At 41.7% G+C, this 17,124-nt stretch carries 13 protein-coding genes; 4 read left to right on the forward strand and 9 right to left on the reverse strand.

Going from position 1 to position 17,124, the window contains the following annotated elements; all coding sequences use genetic code 11:
* Positions 1–120: 120 nt before the first annotated feature.
* Positions 121–1,584, reverse strand: a complete 1,464-nt coding sequence (locus tag RM368_RS08840) for an RtcB family protein (RefSeq protein WP_322693737.1) — start codon at positions 1,582–1,584, stop codon at positions 121–123.
* A 528-nt stretch (positions 1,585–2,112) separates the two neighbouring features.
* On the opposite strand from RM368_RS08840, the gene RM368_RS08845 reads away from it, so the two are divergent.
* The 3 genes from RM368_RS08845 to RM368_RS08855 all read left to right on the forward strand — a co-directional run bounded on the left by RM368_RS08845 (position 2,113) and on the right by RM368_RS08855 (position 5,077).
* On the forward strand, positions 2,113–2,307 hold the full coding sequence (locus RM368_RS08845; RefSeq protein ID WP_322672151.1) for a heavy-metal-associated domain-containing protein: 195 nt from the start codon (positions 2,113–2,115) through the stop codon (positions 2,305–2,307).
* A 186-nt stretch (positions 2,308–2,493) separates the two neighbouring features.
* Positions 2,494–4,830: a heavy metal translocating P-type ATPase gene (locus RM368_RS08850; RefSeq protein ID WP_322693774.1), complete on the forward strand. Its 2,337-nt coding sequence runs from the start codon at positions 2,494–2,496 to the stop codon at positions 4,828–4,830.
* Between the two features lie 19 nt (positions 4,831–4,849).
* Positions 4,850–5,077, forward strand: a complete 228-nt coding sequence (locus RM368_RS08855) for a hypothetical protein (protein WP_322693738.1) — start codon at positions 4,850–4,852, stop codon at positions 5,075–5,077.
* A 6-nt stretch (positions 5,078–5,083) separates the two neighbouring features.
* On the opposite strand, the gene RM368_RS08860 is transcribed toward RM368_RS08855, so the two are convergent.
* Positions 5,084–5,509 carry a heavy metal-responsive transcriptional regulator gene (locus RM368_RS08860; RefSeq protein ID WP_322693739.1) on the reverse strand — a complete coding sequence of 142 codons (426 nt, stop codon included), beginning with the start codon at positions 5,507–5,509 and terminating at the stop codon, positions 5,084–5,086.
* A 320-nt stretch (positions 5,510–5,829) separates the two neighbouring features.
* Here RM368_RS08860 and RM368_RS08865 point away from each other — a divergent pair, with 320 nt between their 5' ends.
* Positions 5,830–6,918 carry an aromatic ring-hydroxylating dioxygenase subunit alpha gene (locus RM368_RS08865; protein WP_322693740.1) on the forward strand — a complete coding sequence of 363 codons (1,089 nt, stop codon included), beginning with the start codon at positions 5,830–5,832 and terminating at the stop codon, positions 6,916–6,918.
* Positions 6,919–7,324: 406 nt separating this feature from the next.
* On the opposite strand, the gene RM368_RS08870 is transcribed toward RM368_RS08865, so the two are convergent.
* From RM368_RS08870 to RM368_RS08900, 7 genes are all read right to left on the reverse strand, one after another.
* A complete protein-coding gene (locus tag RM368_RS08870) occupies positions 7,325–8,368 on the reverse strand; it encodes a caspase family protein (protein ID WP_322693741.1) in 1,044 nt (347 codons plus the stop codon).
* Between the two features lie 195 nt (positions 8,369–8,563).
* A complete protein-coding gene (locus RM368_RS08875) occupies positions 8,564–10,717 on the reverse strand; it encodes an ABC transporter substrate-binding protein (RefSeq protein ID WP_322693742.1) in 2,154 nt (717 codons plus the stop codon).
* Complete coding sequence (locus tag RM368_RS08880; protein WP_322693743.1) at positions 10,714–12,138, reverse strand: hypothetical protein; 1,425 nt, start codon at positions 12,136–12,138, stop codon at positions 10,714–10,716. The genes RM368_RS08875 and RM368_RS08880 overlap by 4 nt, the downstream gene beginning before the upstream one ends.
* Positions 12,125–13,060, reverse strand: a complete 936-nt coding sequence (locus RM368_RS08885; protein ID WP_322646898.1) for a MoxR family ATPase — start codon at positions 13,058–13,060, stop codon at positions 12,125–12,127. The genes RM368_RS08880 and RM368_RS08885 overlap by 14 nt, the downstream gene beginning before the upstream one ends.
* Complete coding sequence (locus tag RM368_RS08890) at positions 13,045–14,028, reverse strand: hypothetical protein (RefSeq protein ID WP_322693744.1); 984 nt, start codon at positions 14,026–14,028, stop codon at positions 13,045–13,047. Before RM368_RS08890 ends, RM368_RS08885 begins: the two co-directional genes overlap by 16 nt.
* A 230-nt stretch (positions 14,029–14,258) precedes the next feature.
* Positions 14,259–14,939, reverse strand: coding sequence for a hypothetical protein (locus RM368_RS08895; protein WP_322693745.1), 681 nt, complete (start codon positions 14,937–14,939; stop codon positions 14,259–14,261).
* Between the two features lie 94 nt (positions 14,940–15,033).
* Positions 15,034–17,028: a heavy metal translocating P-type ATPase gene (locus RM368_RS08900; protein ID WP_322693746.1), complete on the reverse strand. Its 1,995-nt coding sequence runs from the start codon at positions 17,026–17,028 to the stop codon at positions 15,034–15,036.
* Positions 17,029–17,124: the final 96 nt, after the last annotated feature.

The following is a 17,124-nucleotide window of genomic DNA, read 5'->3' on the forward strand; positions in this document are numbered from 1 at the left end:
CATCATTAATATGCAATTATCGCATTAATACGGATTTACTATAGCTTCACAGATGCGATTCTATATGAGGGAATAAAGATGGATACCCCTGGTGTTTACCAGGGGCTTTTTATTTAACAGCTACCCCTTAAACGTCAACACTGGACTCAATCGCGCCACAACGTCTACCATTTCTGCCTCAACTTGCACATCAATCACAGACTGAATTGGTTTGTAGGCAGCAGGTGCTTCCTCAATTCGGCGTTCTTCACGCAGGGTGATGCAGTCTACCCCAGTTAATCCCAGTTCTGCTTCACTTTGAGATGCACCTTTACGACTGAGATCGAAGCGAGAACGAATTCTTCCCGCCCCATGTGACGCCGAATTACAAAATGCTGCATTGCCTCTACCCACCATCAGATAAGAATAAGCACCCATTGAACCAGGGATAATCACTGGTTGCCCTAGATGGGCAGGACAAGCGCCCTTGCGTGTTACCCATCCTTCACCTTCTGCCAAAGTGATGTTATGGGGCAAGTCATAAACTAGAGGTGCTTCCACATCTTTGTATACTTCCCGCAAACGCAGACGTAGCAATTCTGCTAATAGCAGGCGATTGATAAAAGCATAGTTAGCAGCAGTGGCCTCAGCTTGCAGGTAACTAGCAACTAGTTCGGGGTGCGAATAAGTAGAGAGAGGAAAAATCTGAGAATCAGGGTACTTCAAACCTTTTTGCCAAGTCGCCTTAGCTTTATCTCGCCACATTCCCCCAATAAACTTACCCACGTTTCGAGAACCAGAGTGAATCATAAAAGCTAGCTGTCCCTCACGCACTCCCCAAGTGTGGGCAAGTAGGCGATTTTCGACTTTATCAACCCGTTGCACTTCGACAAAATGGTTGCCGCCACCAATGGTTGCCAGTCCGCCATCGCGTACTAGTCCAGCATCGGGAACCAATTCTTCAGGCGCTAGTTTCCAGTCACCATCCATTGAACCACCTAAGAAAATGCGTTCGCCCCTGGCGTTGGCGGAGCCATCGCTCTCTTGGGCAAGTTGTTGTAAATCAGATTTGATTACACTCCCCGTAGGCTCGTCTAGCATGGCATCCAGCCAACCGAGAACTCCGTACTGAAATAGCGATCGCATTGTACGAGCAGTCATTGTCACATTACGCGTACCGAAGAAGTAATCCCCCTTCATCCGTTCTACGAATTGGTCGCGCTTTGCCAGGAATTCGTCGATTGTCAAATCAGCAACATGCAAACGCATCCCACAATTGATGTCAGAACCGACAGCACCAGGAATGACTTGACCTACAGTTTCTACGACTGAACCAATGGCAACACCTGCATCACCTGGGTGAAAGTCAGGCGTAGCACAGGCACGACAAACGCATCCACCTGACGAGTGACGGACGCTTGCTAAATTTGCCAACTGCTTCAATGCCTTAGCTTCTACGGGGAAGTCTTCTGGCAGCAACACTTCTGCTACAGGGGCATCAGGAGAATTAACTAAACGAACTGAATAAGTGCGATTGTTATAAGTTACATCTAAACCTTGCCGCTCTAAAGCACGCAGGAGACGTTTAAGATTTTTTGGCTGCATGAAAACTCCAAATAAGGTCTTAAAGAAGACCCTTTGTTGTGAAGAGAGGAGGAGACTTGGTTCAGCAGCCACGTCTCAATTAGTGCAGAAGGTCATTTTTCCCAAACTGTGGGCAAAACAACAGGTTAATTCTGACTAATGTGGTTATATAGCCTTAATAACACACAGTTTCATCAAATGACAAGGGTTTTGTAGTACGTTGTATTTTTGATGGGCAACGGTTACTCAGTCAAACCAAAGTTGTAAAGAAATTTGAAGTTTAGCGGAAAACTTTTAAAAATCTCTAGACTCTCCAGCCGGCTAGAGAGTCTAGGATAAATTCAAGGCGACTCTCTTTCCAGTTATTTCTAATGTGTGAGAGATACGTCTCAATAGACCTCTTGCAAAAGTGTTTTTTGCAAGAGTTGGGAAAAGGAAAAAGGTTAAAGGGGAAGGGGACAGTACAAAACCTTTACCCTTTCCCCCTTTCCCTTTTCCCGACAAATGCCAAGAAGTCTCAATCATCCGTTCATATTATCCCGTAAATCTATGACTCTCCAACTCACAGTTCCTAACATGGCTTGTTCTGCTTGTGCAAGCACCATCACCAAAACACTTCAGGCAGTCGATGCCAATGCTAGCGTTCAGGCCGATCCAACAACCAAGCTTGTCAATGTTGAAACTCAAGCATCAGAAACAGCAATTAAAGAAGCGTTAGCTGCCGCTGGCTATCCGGTGGCGTAAACGGGGACTGGGGAGATGGAAAGACAAGGGAGAGGGGGTAGACAAGGAGAGAAGTCTGAGCGCCAGCTTTTGGCGATGGGAACTTCAAAGAGAAAGATTCCTACCTTGTCCCCCTTGTCTACCTTGTCTACCTTGTCTCCCTTGTCCTCTTCCCAATGCCCTATTCCCCAATCCCCAATCCTCAGCATGGATACTCTCACACTCAAACTTCGAGGCATGAGTTGTGCCGCTTGCGCCAACAACATCGAAAAGGCAATTCGCTCTGTTTCTGGGGTAATTGACTGCAACGTTAATTTTGGAGCCGAGCAAGCTACCATCAAATACGATCGCTCTCTAACGAATTTAGAAAAAATCCAAAGTGCGATCGCAGCTGCGGGATACTCTTCTGACTCACTTCAGGAAGAATTGCTCACCGAAGATGATGCTGAGAAAGCAAGTCGGCAAGCATTACAACGCCAACTCTCTCTCAAGGTAGCGGTGGGAGGTGTAATCAGCATTTTCCTATTTTTGGGGTCGTTGCCCATGATGACTGGGCTAAATTTACCCTTGATTCCCAGTTTCCTGCAAAATCCTTGGGTACAGTTAGTGCTGACAACCCCCGTTGTGTTCTGGTGTGGTGGATCTTTTTACCGAAATGGCTGGAAATCCCTCAAGCGCCATACGGCGACGATGGACACGCTGATTGCTTTGGGTACAAGTGCAGCATATCTATATTCTTTGTTTGTCACTGTTTTCCCGAAATTTTTTATTGCTCAAGGCTTGATACCTCATATTTATTATGAAGTTGCCGCCATTGTGATTACCTTAATTTTGCTGGGGCGGTTGTTAGAAAATCGCGCTAGGGGACAAACTTCTGAAGCTATCCGCAAACTCATCGGACTGCAAGCTAGAGATGCCAGAGTTATCCGTGATGGTAGAGAAATTGATCTTCCCATCGCCGAAGTCAGAATCAACGATGTGATTTTAGTGCGTCCTGGTGAAAAGATTCCAGTAGATGGCGAAGTGATTGCAGGCGCTTCAACGGTAAATGAAGCGATGGTGACGGGTGAAAGTTTGCCAGTCAAAAAGCAGCCAGGAGATGAGGTGATTGGGGCAACGATTAACGGTGCGGGTGCATTTCAGTTTCGGGTGACACGAATCGGAAATGATACGTTTTTGGCTCAAATCGTCAAACTAGTGCAACAAGCGCAAGGTTCTAAAGCACCAATTCAGCGCTTGGCAGATCGAGTTACAGGATGGTTTGTACCAGCTGTAATTGCCGTTGCAATCGCCACTTTCATCATTTGGTTTAATTTCACTGGCAATCTTACCCTAGCCACAATGACAACGGTGGGTGTACTAATTATCGCTTGTCCTTGTGCTTTGGGTTTAGCTACGCCCACTTCTGTAATGGTTGGGACGGGCAAAGGTGCAGAAAATGGCATTTTGATTAAAGGTGCTGACAGCTTAGAACTAGCACACAAAATTCAAACCATTGTTTTAGATAAAACCGGCACTTTGACTCAAGGGAAACCGACAGTTACAGACTTTGTAACTGTCAACGGCACAGCTAATGGTAATGAAATCCAGCTTTTACAATTAGCGGCAACGGTAGAACGCAATTCTGAGCATCCTTTAGCTGAAGCGGTTGTAAAATACGCCCAGTCTCAAGAGGTGAGTTTAATAGATGCAAAAAACTTTGTAGCTAATGCAGGTAGTGGTGTGCAAGCAGTTGTGGCAAATCGGCTTGTGCAAATTGGTACACAACGCTGGTTAACAGAAGTTGGAATTAACACCATGAGTCTCCAGCAGTATAAAGATGCCTGGGAAGCTGCTGGTAAAACAGTTATTTTGATTGCTGTAGATGGCGAACTACAAGGAATAATGGGTATTGCCGATGCCCTAAAACCTTCATCAGCAGCAGTGGTGAAAGCCTTACAGAAGTGGGGTTTAGAAGTAGTAATGCTTACCGGAGATAATCGTAAAACTGCTGATGCGATCGCAAGACAAGTTGGCATAGAGCGAATCTTTGCCGAAGTGCGTCCAGATCAAAAGGCGGCGATTATTCAATCTTTGCAAGGGGAGCAGAGGGGCAGGGGTGCAGAGGTGCAGAGGGGCAGAGGAGTAAGGGGAGAGAATTCTCGTAAGTTCTCACTCAAAACTCAGCACTCAATTGTCGCAATGGTAGGTGATGGGATAAATGATGCGCCAGCGTTAGCACAGGCTGATGTGGGAATTGCGATTGGGACGGGAACAGATGTGGCGATCGCAGCTAGCGATATCACTCTAATTTCTGGCGATTTGCTCTTAATTGTGACAGCAATTCAACTTAGTCGCGCCACCATCAACAATATTAAACAAAATCTCTTCTTTGCCTTTATTTACAACGTCATTGGTATTCCGATTGCAGCAGGAATTTTGTTCCCCATCTTTGGTTGGTTACTCAATCCAATTATCGCCGGCGCTGCGATGGCTCTTTCTTCGCTGTCTGTTGTTAGCAATGCTCTCAGATTGCGTAACTTTCAACCAAAAACTATCTCATAATTGCAGGGTAATTTAGCAAATGTTCACTCAAAAAACGCTTTGGGGAAGCCTGATAGCTTTAGTGTTGCTTACTGGAACATCAGGCGTAGCATTAGCAGAAATGCCAGCCCACTCGTCAGAACAAACCAGCCAATTCCAGCACATAGAGCAACCTTTAAGCTTGAAAGTTGGGGTTGCGATCGCAGGTTTCGCCTTAATTGGACTAGAGTTGTGGTGGTTTCTTCTCTATAAAAGTCGTGATTCCTGATTAGTGTCAGCCCTGAGAGGTGTTTTGAATAATCGGACAAATTGTCTTTTCATGATGGTCGCTGATATTCTTCCAGCCTGAAAGTAATCCCTTGATTTCAGAGCGTAAAGTTAACAGCTGATCGATTTGGCGATCGATCTGCAAAACCTTCTCTTCAAGTTTTTCTTTGATTCCACCACAAGGAGTTTGCCCTTGGTCATAAACCTGAAGAATACTTCCAATCTCTTCTAGGCTAAGACCAAGATTTTGTGCCCTTTTAATGAATGCTAGACGAGTTAGCACATCCAATGAAAACTGGCGAAAGCCTCCCTCGGTTCGTCTTAATGAATTGATTAAACCTAAACTCTCGTAATAACGAATTGTCCTAATGGGTATTCCAGTTAAATCTGTTACCTGACCAATTAAAAGCAGTTTTTTATCTTGAGTTAACATGGTAGATTTTTTCAATTCTTGTAATTATTATTACATATTTTTTATACATTAACTTGTTTGAGAGTTAAGCAAAAATTTATCACCAGTATTGAAACTTTTTATCGTCAATTAAAAGGCTTAAGACCTCTACATCTACATATAGCAACAATTTCAGTCGGGGTTTCAATCCCCATCTGAAATGTCTTTAATTTTGAATTTTAAATTTTGAATTTTGAATTGTTAATGGGTAGCTGTTTCTCATGGTACTGAAAGTAACTGTTTTTTTGAAGTTTCCATGTTATTTCTAGATCAACTGCTTCACTTCAAGTGAAACCATACAAATGAATCTCAACTCGCAGACTTTTAGCTCAATCCGTAAAACTAAAATTTTCAATAATCCAGAGCGTTTTATTGAGGGATGGTATTGGGTAATACCCTCTCAAAATCTGCGGGTGGGTGAAGTAAAACCTGTCACGATTTTGGGTAGAGAATTAGTAATTTACCGTGGGAAAGATAAAAGAGTAGTTATCTTTGATGCTTACTGTCCACACATGGGCGCTCACTTTGCTGAAGGCAAAGTTGAAGGTAATGCACTACGTTGTTTTTTCCACCACTGGAAGTTTGATGCTGAGGGGATGTGTATTGATATCCCGTGTTTAGATGTACCACCTTCGGTAAAGTTACAAACTTGGCCCACTGCTGAAAAATATGGGATGATTTGGGTTTGGACTGGAGAAATACCACAACAACCTCTACCATTTGTTCCAGAGTTAGAGCAAAAAGAGTGTGATGTCGCCATCCATTCCCACTTCTTGCTGAACTGTCACCCAAATGTGGTAATGATTAATGCAATTGATGCTCAACACCTCAATACAGTTCACAAATTGCCATTAGAAATTATTTTTGAAAGACACGAACTAAACGAGAATGCGATTATCTTCAGCAATACTACACCCATCAAAGATAATTTCTTTTTGATTAAGCTCATCCGTCTTTTTTACAAAAATGTCATAACTTACAGTATTTGCTATTGGTACGGTAGCATTGGCATTGTGACACTTGGTCCTGATTTCTTTCATGTCCACATGATGGTTGCAGTTCGCCTTTACGAAGGCGGAAAAACTGAAGGTCAAGTTCTATTGATGACTAAAAAACGTAAAGGAGTTTTTGGTTGGTTATGCAATCGAGTTGTGCTATGGCTGACTAAGATTGCAGCTAAGTACTTTCTCATGGGTGACATCAAGATTCTTCAAACAATTCAGTTTGATTTGAAAACTCCTATCAAAGCAGATTACTCAATTATGCAGTTTATTAACCATGTTGAAAAACAGCAATCCCTAATGTGGGGGACTTGGCAAGAAATGCGATCGCGCAATGTGGAAAGCAAGCCCAAGCGTGAGAGATGGGAAGATACAATGAGTAATGACTAACATCATGTTTATTATGACCAAAAGTTCGTCAGCCTGCTTGGCCAATTAAATGCACGCATTATAACTATTGTCAACAATCTTTGCAAGAAATGAATCGTTTGTAGGGGCGTATAGATGTACGTCTCTACCATGTATGTCTAGCAAATGTTTTCTGAAATAATATAACAATTAATAAAAATTAAAAGTTTAACAAAGTTACTTTTTTACTGGATTACTAGATAAATAAAAAGAAGTGGCAAAGCCACTTCCTAATTCCCAGGTAGAACCTAAGTTATGAGTATAACGACTACAAAAAAATGAAATAGTATAAACAAACACCAATTAACTGAATATCTCTATTTTCCTTGTTTCTAGGTGAGTAAATCCTGATTTCTATGCACCAAATAACTGTATATTTACATAAGTCTCATGATTGCAATCCAGACTCAAGTTTCTCCAGTTCATCGCTAAGATATGCCAGTTTTGCCTCTTCATCAAGAAGCTGCTGTTCTAATTGAAACTTGACTGCCGTAGCAGCCTCAATAGCCAAAGCTTTCTTCATCTGCCTTAACTTCTCGCTGCGGATGTCAAACTCTGCCTGAAGTGCGTCTAGTTTTTGTTGCGATCGCCGTCGCTGTCCAGCAGTTAAACTAGTAGAAATTGGACTAGTTTCAATAGTTGCTGTTTCACCAGATAAAAATTTACTTCCACCTGCGTAATAACAAAGGGGAAAATTATCACCCAAATCCAGCACTTTATTTACAAACGGGTGTTGTGGCCCTGATGCTCTTTTTGGCACTTGGTCAAATAAGTAAACTAAAATATCAAGAATACGTGCATAACCATCTTTATTCACAGTTGCTTTACCTTGCAAGGCTTCTAACAAGCAATCGGTGAAAGCACTGTAGGGGTGACCTGTGTAAGAATATTCGTCTTCTCGCGAAGAAGCAATCACAACTCGACCACTTCCCGTTCCTAGTACATTTAACAGTTCCGGGGGTAAGGGTGATTTTACAAAGGTTTCTCCTGGTTCCTTCAAAGCTGGAACGCCGCTTGCATGACAACAATCTAATAAAACTACAAGTTTACGCGCTGTAATTGCTTCAATTGTTTGGGTAAATTCTACACCTGATATAGCTGTGTCTGCGCGTTGACTGGGGTCATAGCCGAATGGTACAAGGAAGTATTCATTGGTGCGCTGGATGCGTCCACCATGACCAGAGTAGTAAATGATCACAGTTGCATCAGAATTTTGATTGACTTGGGCGATGATTTGGTCAAAAGCTGCGAGGATATTTTGCCGAGTTGCAGAGGTTTCGGTGAGGAGTGTGACTTGTTCTGGTGGATAAGCGGCGCAACTTGGATCAATCAGTATATCTCGTACAGCCGTTGCATCTATGACTGTGACAGGTAAATCAGCACCTATGCCAATGAGTAATGCATAACCATTGGTAAAAGTTTGGTTTGTCATACGGTGGGTGAGCAATGCGTAGCTCCTAGCTTGTCGTTAGACATCGCCTTTTATAATCTATAACTTGTGGAGAAGTGCGATCGCTTTCATTAGATATTTCACCATCGCTGCCATCCTTATCTTATTTACCACTGCCTTCCCTTACAAGGCTTCTAACAAACAATCTGTGAAAGCATTATATCGTTTGCGTTGTGCTTAAGGTTGAATCGGCACAAACTCATAGTTGTCAGTGCCAGGTATTTGTTGAACTTTGACTAAGAAGATGGCATTATTTGTGCGATCGCCTGATGGTGAAAACTGAATCTTTCCCGTTGCACCATCGACTGAAAAACTCGGACTATGCAACACCTTTTGTAATTCATCGCGTCTGTTGGTATTGGTTCGTTGTAAACCTGCGATGATCGCCAAAGTTGCATCATAAGCTGTAGCTGTTCGCCAATTGACAGTTGCACCCCAAAGTTTTTGGGCTTTTTGCGGAAAGATGTTATTAGGAAATGCTGCGGGATACCAAGGTGCAGAGATTATCAGTCCGTTGATACTGCTGCCATTCTTTAAGGTTTCGTCAGTGAAAAGTGTAGGACTACCAAATACAGTCAACTGCCCTTGATTAGATTCTGCCACCGCTAGACCTTGTTTTATTTTGTCTATATAAAGACCTAACACCAAAGCATTAGCACCACTACTTACAGCTTGAGAAATGACAACACTAGGGTTAAAGTCACGGGCAGAAATATCACACTCTGTAGAATTGATCTGACTGCCAGCAGCCTTTATCGCTTTAACAAACTCACTTTTAAACGACTGATTATCTATCCCTTGGTAATCAACACAGATAAGAAAATTGGTTTTCCCCGCTATTTTAATAGCGTAATAAGAGACGCTATCTGCTATAGATTTAACACTAGGAGCAGTGCGGAAGATATAATTGCCAACACTAGTAAGATTTTGGGCAAAACTGGTGGGAGAGATCATCACTAACCCGTCTCTTTGATAGACTGGGGCTGCCGAGAGAGAAGCATTACTAGAATTATGTCCCACGACAGCTAAGATGTTGGTATCTTTGCCAAACCGAGTGGCAAGCTGTGCAGATTCACTTGGATCATTATCATCATTAGCGATCGCTACCTCCAATGCTTTGCCATTGATACTGCCACTGCTATTCACCTCATCTTGAGCTTGAGCCACACCGCGCAGTATCTCTTTTGCTACATTTGGATTTGTCCCAATAGGTACGCTCACAGCAATTTTGAGCCGATTTTCTTTTTGACGAGCCTTAGCATTATTCAAGTAAATCAATGCTTCTGGGTCTGTGCTGTTAGCTTTGCGATATAAATTTAACTTATTAATAGCAGTTTGACAATCACCATTTAAAAATGCTTGAACTCCAGCTTCTTTATCTGAGTTTGTATCTTGTTTTAATAAAATTTCTTCACCCAGGCTAATTCTGTCATTCAAACTATAGGTCTCTTTAGGACATAATGAGTTTTGTGTAAGTTGAGATGTATGAAATCTAAAAATGTATATTCCTGTGCCTCCAATCAGCGTTCCTAGAGCTAATATAGATAAAAAGAATAGTGATGAAATTCTACTTCTTTTTAGCGCGTTTTTATGGTTAGCGAGTTGCTCGAATAGCTCTGGAAGATTTGCTTTTATCTTTTCGGGAATAGGTAAATCAACTCCGGCAACCCGTATTTTATTTTCTCCTTCTAAGATTTTGCTAACTTGATCTGTTGCAGCCTCCAAATTCCCACGGGCTAACTTTCCCATTCCGCGTGCATAACTGAGTAAAGGATCGAATTCAGCTAATGGTTGTGCAAATATTTCTGTTAATGATACGATTCTTATCAGTTCTGCTTCATTATTAAAATCCAATTTATCGAATTCCAATGCCAATTCATGAGCTACCTTATTAGGCTGCGTGTATGCTAAAGCTGTCCACTGCTGCGTTAGAGCAAAATCTTGAATATCTGGATCTTTACTTTCAAGTTTTGGCCTTACATAGTCGAGTAAAAAGTTTGATAGTTCATTAATCCGCTGTTGACCAAATTTTTTATCTTCCTGCAAACGACTCAACAACAGATTTCGTACTGTTAAATCCATCTCGTATAGTTCATATCCGACTTCATTACACAAGCTTGAAACCAGCAAATCTGCTACTGCTACCCAAGGGATACCTAACACTTGGTCATCAATATCCCGTTGGAACTGAACCCATAGACGATACAACAAATCTGGTGTGAGTGCTAAGGGAAAAGCAGCATGATATGCTAAATATAGATGAGCTTTGCCGAGTTTTGCAAAAGACTCAATGCGTTGCTTGGCAATTTCTTCAAGTCTAATCTTGCTCATATTATTTGCCTCTCAAAGTTAGCAAAGCGTCCACGCAGCACAGCAATAGCATCTTGTAAACCTTGGTGGCTAAATTCAAACATGGGGACAAGATGGGCAATTTCTGCGGCTGTTGTACGAAGCCAACGCTTTCTCGGCATAGGATTAAGCCAAGCAATATAACGTACCCGTTGTTTCATTTGGGCAATAAATTGTTGAGTTAATTCGTAGCGTTCATCGCTATATCTGCCACGAACAGCACCAGCATCACTAAAAATCAATACAGCAGTTCTATTTGAGCAAATATGGTTAACAATATTAGTGATTAATTCTGCTTGCTGATGATGGGGGTCGTGGTAAAGATATTCAATAGGGCAATTGTGAAAGTAGTAAATTCCAGATTTGCCCAAACGTCCCCCACGCAAGGCAGTTTCTGCCAACCGCCGTGATAGCGAGTGGAAAGGCACCATTGAACCATCTTGGTCAATTAGTAAGAGTAATTCTGATTTATTCACTCGACGGGGTATGAATACAGGTTCAAGCAATAAACCTTGGCATCCAATCTGGTGAATAGTTGCTGCCATATCTAACTCTATTTTTGGTCCTTCACGTACTGGGTGGCGCAAGTAACGCCAAATTTGTTTCATTTGTCGCTCGGTTACAGGCAAATACTCGCTAGTCAAGACGAGGCGCGTGGAAACAGTTTCTTCATTTCTGTTGGTAGCTTCTAGAACTGCTTTGACTGCTTGTACCTCATCTTCTATCGTCTGGGTCAATTTTGCAGCCAGAGATGAATTAGCTGTAGGGGTTACTTGTGAATGCGAGGTACTTTCAACAATGCGCTGTTGATTATTTCGCCTAACTAACCACTTAAAAATCATGGCTGTAACTAATAAAAAACTCCAAAAAAGCCAATCTGAATGGTTTGGGTTTGGGCTTGGGTTTGAGTTCGGCTTTGGTGTTTTAATTGCTTGGGGTGTTGGTTTTGTGGTTGAGGATGGTATCGGATCTGAGATTGGTGTTTGAATTGGCTCTGGTGTTTGAATTGGCTCTGGTGTTTGAATTGGCTCTGGTGTTTGAATTGGCTTTTGTAAAAAGAATCCAGCACCCAAGCCAATAGCAACTCCGATAAACCCCAAAATTACGTAGCGGGTAATCGGAGAAACTTGATGCTGTTCGGATTGTGTAGGCAATGTTTCCGCAGTTGACAATCCAGGCTCATTACCTATTACCAGTTCAAAATGATCTTCAAACACCTGCTTTTCTTCAGATGATTTGATCCACAAAGTCTGACACAGACGTTTCAAAGCAGCTTGATCATTAATTCCAAAGCCGGCTTGCATCGCTTGTAGAACTAACTGATATTCCTCTATGCCAAGTGGTAAGCCAGCATCGCACAGTTTGGTAAACAGTTCCAGCAGAGGCAAATCATTCACATCCACGGCTTTGTCTCAAATAACGTAAATGGTCATCCCACCTTTTCAGCAACACGCCAGCATAAGGTATCTTGCCATCCAGTTTTGCCAGAGCTTCATCTTCAGGATAACGGCGCAGAACGCGAAACCAATCAATTAATTCGCTAGTGCTGACCTTTTTGCCAGCCTCCCCCTTGTCTTCTTGCATTTTCTCCCGCAGACGCCAGAAGCTATCTATGGCTTGCTTCACCAAAGCTTCGGGTGAAGTAGGAAACAGAGCATTAACAATTTCCATTAATCGCTCACGACTTGGAAATTCGACATAGTGAAACAAACATCGACGCAAGAAGGCATCCGGTAAATCCTTCTCATCATTACTAGTGATTAAAACAATTGGTGCTGCTTTGGCCTCAATTTTTTGTCCTGTTTCCTCCACAAAGAATTGTTTTTGGTCTAATTCCAATAGCAAATCATTAGGAAAATCAATATCAGCTTTATCAATTTCATCAATTAACACTACCGTGCGCTGCTGTTGCTGAAATGCTCGTCCTAATGGCCCCCAGCGTACATAGCTAGTCGGGTCATCAATTCGCAGAATTTGTTCTGGTGTTAGGCGACTGGAGGTTGCAAGTTGGGCATCACGCAACCGTCCCACGGCATCGTAAATATACAAACCATCTCGCGCTCGACTGGTGGATTTAACATACCAAGCTTCTAATTTCAAATCTAGCTCGTAGGCAACTGCACTTGCCAGTAAAGTCTTCCCACATCCTGGTTCTCCCTTCAGTAGTAAGGGGCGTTCTAAGTAAATCGCCAAGTTCACCGCTTCTACCAGTTCGGGGTTAGGAAAATAGGGATATAAAAGCTGTCCGTTCGCGCCTCTTTCTCCTAACTGTGGCTGAACTTTACCTGTATATTCCAAGAGTTTTCCACCTACGGCTTGAACCATATTTGCTCCCATTCACAATTAGACAAGCGACAAATTTCTTGTAAGGCGGGTTCTGGAATGCCATTCTCACTGTTTTGGAGTATGTCACGTACTGCTTTATCTACCTCTACCTCTGTTGCCAAGTCGATTAGCAGTTCCTCGGCTTCATATTTTATCCAAGTAACTAGCTCATTTTCGGAAAATTCGGTAATTATAGGTAGCTTAATAGGGGTATCCGGTTCCCAATCTGGGTTGAGTTGCTCTGCAAAAGAAATATTCCAACTGCCCACACAGCCGTCATTGTCAACCAAAAACATGAATAGCTGGAATTGATTGGTTTGTCTAGTAGTTTCCCTAGCTTTAGTCACCAATGGAAACCAGAACTTAAGGATCATTTCTTGCAAAAAAGCTTCAGACAGGTGATTCACATTGTCAAAAATCAGCAAAATGGTTTGAGTTCGCGACCATTTATACACTCTTTCTATAATGTCCGAGTTTGAGCTTCCCCAACCAAGACCGACCCCATAACTGAGTTCACGCCATAGTGCAGCAACATCACTTCTACGGGCAATGCGGGTAAGGTTAATTACCACTCTTTTAGCGTTAACGTTCTTGCTAACATACTTTGACACCAACCGATTCAATAACCAGCCTTGTCCATACCACAGTGAGCCATGAATCAGGAAAGCTGCTACAGAATGAGCTTTAATAAATTGTCGGAATGCTCCCGTCTGAGTTTGATATCCCAATTTCAATAAAGCACGATACACCCTTCCACTAGATAAAGCTTGTTCTAGTGCATCAAGCTGTTGAGTTAGTTCGTTGAGTTGTGTTTCAGTTTGTTCAATTTCCTTTTCCAGTTGGAAGCGAATGGCTGTGCTTGCCTGGATCGCCCAATCACGCCGTAGCATTTTTTCCTTTTCTATCAGTAAATCATATTGCTGTTCTAATGCTTGGCGTCTACGCTCTAAGTACTGTTCATCGGACATTCAATTACTTTTTTAGTGAATAATCTTTACTCAAAAGGAGTAGCCAGAATGTTGATGTAGGAATCTGAGCGATCGCCTTTTGTTTCAATAGCTGAAACATCATTCTGACGATAGATGTAACTTATGTAGTTTCTTATAAAAGTAATTTACCACTTCCAGACCTAGTATAAAAATCTGGTTTAGATAGTCCGCTTTTGCCTAAGCCAGCAAATTAGATGTTTAGCAGCCGATCATTGCTCACTTGAATTCAATACAACGATAATTTCTGCAAGCCTAATTCCCAAAGGTTTCCAGTGGGGATTGCTGGAGGAAAAAGTACCATCCCCAGACACTGCTTGGTAGTCATTGGGAAACTTTTCAGAAGCATTGGGAGCAGCGTCTACTCGGAAAATGATTTTGCCTTGATAACGGGATAATTTACTACTATCTAACAAAATCGTGCCGCCGTAGTCCCAACCCAATCCATAAAGTTTAAAATTACCTAATTTTTTACGTAACTCGCTCAACGGGGTTCCCACTCCAATACCTTCGCGGGTTTTCCAAGCTGAACCCAGGTTACGCACATCTAGAGGTTTGGTACGAGTATTATCACTCCAAACCACTAGCAGCGATCGCCCCTGATTTAGATTTAACTGAGTAGCTGCAAAACTACCTATTCCTTCAGCACCAGAGATAGTTTTATCAACGAGATGGGATGCACCAAACAGTTTGACTAAATCCTGCTTGGTGGTTGTGCGTGTTATCGGGCCAACTCTTTCCCCAGGAACAATTAAGGTATCTTTTAAGGGTTGCGATTTAGCAACAGTAATTGGGTGATTGATTTTCTGGGGTAGTGCAAAGGCTGGGTTTGCTGAATAGTTTAGCAGTAAAGCTAAAGTAGCTGTAGCAATGCCTTTGATTGATGAATTCATCGGTTTTATTTTGGTTAGTAGAATATGAGTGAGAAGTTCTCATATTTTAACTACTACAAATTACCAATTAAAGATTCCCGATTTCCCAATAACTTTATTTCATCGCTCTAGTTGCGTTTAAAATTGCCAGCATTGCTACTCCGACATCAGCAAATACAGCTTCCCACATTGTCGCTATCCCGAAAATACCCAATCCAATAAATACACCTTTAATTGCTAACGCAAATCCAATATTTTGCCAAACAATTTGCCTTGTTTTTCTGGCGATTTGGATTGCTTCTGCCACTTTCGATGGTGCATCTGTCACGATTACAATATCGGCAGTTTCGATCGCTGCATCTGAGCCTAATCCACCCATTGCCATACCAACATCTGCTCTAGCAATCACTGGGGCATCATTAATTCCATCCCCAACAAAGGCAACTTTACCATGCTTGGCAGCGGTGCTGAGTAACTTTTCAATGGCATTAACTTTTTCTTCAGGTAATAACTCTGCTTCGTAAGTATCTATGCCAAGCTGTTGAGCAATGCGGGAAGCGATCGCTTGATTATCTCCTGTCAACATTACTGTTCTCTCTACACCCATTCGCTTGAGTGCTTGAATAGCAAGTCTTGCATCTTCTTTAAGTTCATCAGCAATGACAATATAGCCAGCGTAAATCTTATCCACTGCTAGATGAATTACTGTTCCTTCTAACTGACAATTCTCGTGAGAAATCTTTTCTCTATGTAATAGGCGATCGCTTCCCGCTATCACTACCCTATTTTCAATCTTGGCTCGAATTCCATAACCTGCTATTTCTTCATAATCTCCAATCTCAAATTCATCAATTTTTCCACCATAAGCCTTGCAGATAGATTGAGCGATAGGATGATTAGATTGTGATTCTACTTTGGCAGCTAATAGCAACAGTTCTTGTTCATTCCAGCCATTTAATGGTACTATTTCTACTACTTTGAATACCCCTTTTGTTAACGTCCCAGTTTTATCAAAAACAACTGTATTAACTGCATTTAAAGTATCTAAAAAAGTAGAGCCCTTAACCAAAATTCCACGTCTAGCTGCACCTCCTACACCTCCAAAGTAACCTAATGGAATACTGATAACGAGTCCACACGGACAGGAGATAACTAGTAAAATCAGGGCACGATAAACCCATTCGGAAGAAGTTGCACCCGAAATGAATAAAGGAGGCAATATTGCAACTGCTAGTGATGTAAAAACTACGATTGGTGTATAATATTGGGCAAATTTAGTAATAAACTTTTCTGTTGCTGCTTTTTTACTTTTGGCATTTTGCACCAAGTCTAAAATCTTGGCAATGGAAGATTCATCAAATAGTTTTGTGACTCTAATGACGAGCGCACCTGTTTTGTTAATCGTCCCAGCAAAAACTGTTTCTCCAATTCTTACCGTTCGCGGTACAGATTCTCCAGTTAATGCAGATGTATCAATTTGCGAATTACCATCTATAATTTCGCCATCTAAAGGAATCTTTTCTCCCGGCTTGACAACAATAATATCTCCAATGTTTACTGTTTCTGGTGATACTTTCTTCAGTTCTCCTTCTATTTGGATATTCGCATAGTCTGGGCGAATTTCCAATAATGATTTGATCGAATTACGAGAGCGGCTGACGGCAATATCTTGGAACAATTCTCCAATTTTGTAAAATAACATTACCCCGACAGCTTCGGGTAATTTATGAATTGCGATCGCTCCTAATGTTGCTACCGTCATTAAAAAGGTTTCATCAAATATTCTACCTCTGACTATATTGCGTCCAGCAGTTTTTAAAACACTCCACCCACTTAATAAATAAGCAGGAATGAAAAGCAGATATTCTCCTATTGAGTAGAATGTATTGTGTAATTGATTTTCAAAAATCACACCAGGCGCATATAAACTTAAAATTGCTACCAAAGGCAATATCTCATTTTTCAGATTGAATTCTCCTCCGTGTTCATGATTGTGGTCATGGTTATGATTCTCATTATGATTGTGATGATGAACATGGTTATGATTATCGTGATGGTCATGTTCACAGCTGCAACAATCTGAAGATTCCAAATGTACTTTCTGCTTCATTTTTTCTATGTAGGCTAGTAAATTAATTGAGATATGAGCCTTTTTTTAAATGTAATGAAAAAAAGAAGTTTTTACAAGTTGGTATTTTAAGAACGA

It is taken from the genome of Nostoc sp. DedSLP03, from assembly GCF_034530815.1.
Lineage (GTDB): Bacteria > Cyanobacteriota > Cyanobacteriia > Cyanobacteriales > Nostocaceae > Nostoc.